Below are 4,010 nucleotides of genomic sequence, written 5' to 3'. Positions count from 1 at the left end.
ATCATCGCCGGTGAGATGAAAGCCCTGCGTTAATCGAGCGACTCGCTCACCTCAAGTCTAAGTCCATTGTTGACATAACTAAGGGCCCCGCTCAGGGGCCCCATATAAAAAAGCCAAGAAAATCCAACCTTTACTTCAAATGAGAGCAGCAGTTATGAACTTGAAACATTCTCTGTTAGCCATTGCCATGTCTACCGTTTTTGTCAGCCAGGTCCAGGCAGCCGATGCCGCCAAGCAGGCTGTGGTCGACTCCCTCGCCAACAACCTGGTGGTCAAGTATGAAGTGGTCACCAACGACGGTGCCGGTGCCGGCCTCGATTGCCAGGCACTCGGTTCCGAGTGGGCGAGCTGTGGCGTTGCCAAGCTGCACCTGACCAATACCGGTGCGGACGTCACCTCCAAAGACTGGAGCATCTACGTCTCCTCCATCCGTCGTATCCAGCGTGTGGATAACGACCAGTTCACCATCACTCACCTGACCGGCGATCTCTATCGTTTGACGCCAACCGAGAAGTTCCAGGGCTTTGCCAAGGATGCTACGGTCGAAGTGCCGCTGGTGGTGGAATACTGGGTACTGTTCGAATCTGACATCATGCCGAACTGGTATGTCGCCAGCGAAGGTGCCGAGCCGAAAGTACTGGCCAGCATGAGCAACATCAATGATGCCAGCACCTACGAGAAGCCGATGCCGGCCGATGGCTGGAAGCGCACCAAGGATGACAAGAACATCCTGATGAACAGCGAAACCCGTTTCGCGGCCAACCAGACCAGCACCCTGCTGCCGGCTGGCAAGATTGACAACCAGATCCTGCCGACCCCGATGAAGCAAGTGGTCAAGGCTGGTCCGCAGGTTGACTTCTCTACCATCAAGCTAAATGCCCTGGACTTGCCGAGCGATCGCGCCGAGGCCCTGAAGGCTCAACTGACCAAGCTGGGTGTTACCCTCTCCGACACCGGCTACCCGGTGACCATCAAGCTCGGCAGCAAGCTCAAGCAGGCTGAAGGCTATGACATGACCATCGGTCAGAAGGGCACAGTGATCCAGGGTCGCGATATCGACGGGGCATTCTGGGGTGCACAATCCCTGATCTCCCTGCTGGGTGTTGATGACAAGCTGGTGAGCCCGATGACCGTCGAGGACGCGCCGCGCTTTGAATACCGTGGCATGCAGACCGACGTGGCCCGCCACTTCCGCAGTCTGGATACCATGAAGAAGCTGGTTGACCAGATGTCTGCCATGAAGCTCAACGTGCTGCACCTTGGCCTGACCAACGATGAAGGCTGGCGTCTGGAGATCCCGGGTCTGCCGGAGCTGACCCAGGTCGGTAGCCAGCGTTGCCACGACGAGTCCGAAACCAAGTGCCTGATGCCGCAACTGGGTTCCGGCCCGACCAGCGACAACCAGGGTTCCGGTTTCTACAGCAAGTCTGACTACGTGGATCTGGTGCGTTATGCCAAGGCTCGCGGTGTGATCGTGATCCCCGAGATCAACATGCCGGCTCACGCCCGTGCTGCCGTGGTCTCCATGGAAGCGCGCTACAAGCGTCTGATGGCGGAAGGCAAAGAAGCGGAAGCCAACCAGTTCCGTCTGACTGATCCGGCTGACACCTCCAACGTCACCTCGGTCCAGTTCTACGACAAGATGTCCTTCATCAACCCTTGCCAGCCGGGTGCTGCCACCTTCGTGGCCAAGGTAATGGATGAAGTTGCCCAGATGCATCAGGCCGCCGGTCAGCCGCTGACCGCATGGCATTACGGTGGTGATGAGGCGAAGAACATCATGCAGGGCGGTGGCTATCAGGATCCGGCCGTCACCAAGAAAGAAGAGCTGGTCGCCTGGAAAGGCAACGTCGACTCCAGCAAGCAGGACAAACCGTTTGGCAAGTCCCCGATGTGCCAGAAGATGATCGACGAAGGCAAGATCAAGGAAGTGGGCGAGCTGCCGGTTTACTTCGCCAAGGAAGTGGGCCAGATGGTCAAAGACCGCGGCTTCTCTACCCTGCAGGCGTGGGAAGATGGTCTGAAGTACGCCAGCGGTGCCAAGGACTTCGCCACCGACAACACCCGTGTCAACTTCTGGGAAACCCTCTACTGGGGTGGCTTCAATGAAGCGATGAAGTGGGCTCACAAGGGTTACCAAGTGGTGCTGTCCAACCCGGATTACCTCTACTTCGACTTCCCGAACGAAGTACACCCGGCTGAGCGTGGCTACTACTGGGCAACCCGTTTCAACGACACCCGCAAGGTATTTGCCTTCGCCCCGGAAAACCTGCCGCAGAACGCCGAGACTTCGGTTGACCGCGACGGCAACGCCTTCGTGGCCAAGGGTGACCAGGATCCGGTCAAGTTCAAGGGGATCTCCGGTCAGCAGTGGAGTGAAACCGTGCGTACCGATGCTCAGTACGAGTACATGGTCTACCCGCGTATCTTCTCCGTGGCCGAGCGTGCCTGGCACAAAGGTGGCTTCGAGCTGGATTACGTGAAGAACCGCGAGTTCTCCGGCGAGACCAAGTTCGTCAACAAGGCCACCCTCAACAAAGAGTGGAACCAGTTTGCCAACGTACTGGGTCAGCGCGTGCTGCCGAAACTGGATCAGGCCGGTGTTGAATACCGCCTCTCCGTACCGGGTGCCAAGGTAGTGAACGGTGTGCTGGAAGCGAACGTGGATCTGCCGGGTCTGCCCATCCAGTACAGCCTGGACGGTACCAACTGGAGTGCCTATGACGCCGCGGCCAAGCCGAGCGTGAATGGCAAGGTCTACCTGCGTACCACCAGCTTCGATGGCAAGCGCACCAGCCGCGTCACCGAACTGAACTGATAGCAGTCAACCGTTAACATGAGGTGGGTCGCAAGACCCGCCTTTCCCAAGGGCGATGGCGCATCGGGTTTGGGAAAGGTTGACTGTGCGTGTGAGCCTTTGTTGTGTGTAATTGTCTGTTTTGTGTTTTTCATCACTTTCAGCCCCGCCTCGTGCGGGGCTTTTTTATTCATTTGGGGTGCAATGTGCCAAGCCACGCCGTTTTTAGTGGCGCAATGGTCGGGAAATGGCCCGGAACTGCCAAATTCAGGTTGAGACAGCGCCCGTAATAAGGGATCATACCCGGCTTGACGGCGGGGGGATGAGGGTGCCAGCCGGCACAACTTCCGCCAGTGACGCTTTTTTGAGGTGAGCCATGAGTCAGGCGAACAGCCCAACTAACTTTATTCGTCAGATCATTGATGAAGATCTGGCCAGCGGTAAGCACAGCAGCGTGCATACCCGTTTTCCGCCCGAGCCGAACGGTTATCTCCATATCGGCCACGCCAAATCCATCTGCCTGAACTTCGGCATCGCCCGCGACTATCAGGGCCAGTGCAACCTGCGTTTCGATGACACCAACCCGGTGAAGGAAGATATCGAGTACGTAGAGTCCATCAAGCAGGACGTACAGTGGCTCGGCTTCCAGTGGAACGGCGAGATCTGCTACTCCTCCGACTATTTCGACAAGCTGCACGGCTACGCCATCGAGCTGATTGAAAAGGGTCTGGCCTATGTGGACGAGCTGACGCCCGAGCAGATGCGTGAGTACCGTGGCACCCTGACCGAGCCGGGCAAGAATAGCCCGTTCCGCGATCGCAGCGTGGAAGAGAACCTGGCGCTGTTTGCCAAGATGAAGAACGGCGAGTTCGCCGAAGGCACCGCCTGCCTGCGCGCCAAGATCGACATGGCATCTCCCTTCATGGTGATGCGTGATCCGGTTATCTACCGCATCAAGTTTGCCCACCACCACCAGACCGGTGACAAGTGGTGCATCTACCCGATGTATGACTTCACCCACTGCATCTCGGACGCGCTGGAAGGGATCACCCACTCCATCTGTACTCTGGAGTTCCAGGACAACCGTCGTCTGTACGACTGGGTGCTGGACAACATCACCATCGACTGCCACCCCCGTCAGTACGAGTTCTCTCGTCTGAACCTCGAATACACCGTCATGTCCAAGCGCAAGCTGAACCTGCTGGTGACCGAG

2 protein-coding genes are annotated in these 4,010 nt (G+C 57.7%); both read left to right on the top strand.

What is annotated here, in order from left to right:
• Positions 1–154 precede the first annotated feature (154 nt).
• Positions 155–2,818, top strand: a complete 2,664-nt coding sequence (locus G5358_RS20285) for a beta-N-acetylhexosaminidase (RefSeq protein WP_421221459.1) — start codon at positions 155–157, stop codon at positions 2,816–2,818.
• A gap of 355 nt (positions 2,819–3,173) precedes the next feature.
• A partial coding sequence (gene glnS / locus G5358_RS20280; protein WP_421324801.1) for a glutamine--tRNA ligase occupies positions 3,174–4,010 on the top strand: 837 nt, incomplete at its 3' end.

It is taken from the genome of Aeromonas sp. 604176 (genome assembly GCF_049170755.1).
Taxonomy (GTDB): Bacteria; Pseudomonadota; Gammaproteobacteria; order Enterobacterales; family Aeromonadaceae; genus Aeromonas; species Aeromonas veronii_A.
Note: the sequence above shows the minus strand (reverse complement) of the source record. Positions and strands in the feature narration are given on the sequence as shown.

Excerpts from the sequence above, each read along its gene's own strand:
- G5358_RS20285 (WP_421221459.1), top strand. The coding sequence starts at position 155 with ATGAACTTGAAACATTCTCTGTTAGCCATTGCCATGTCTACCGTTTTT.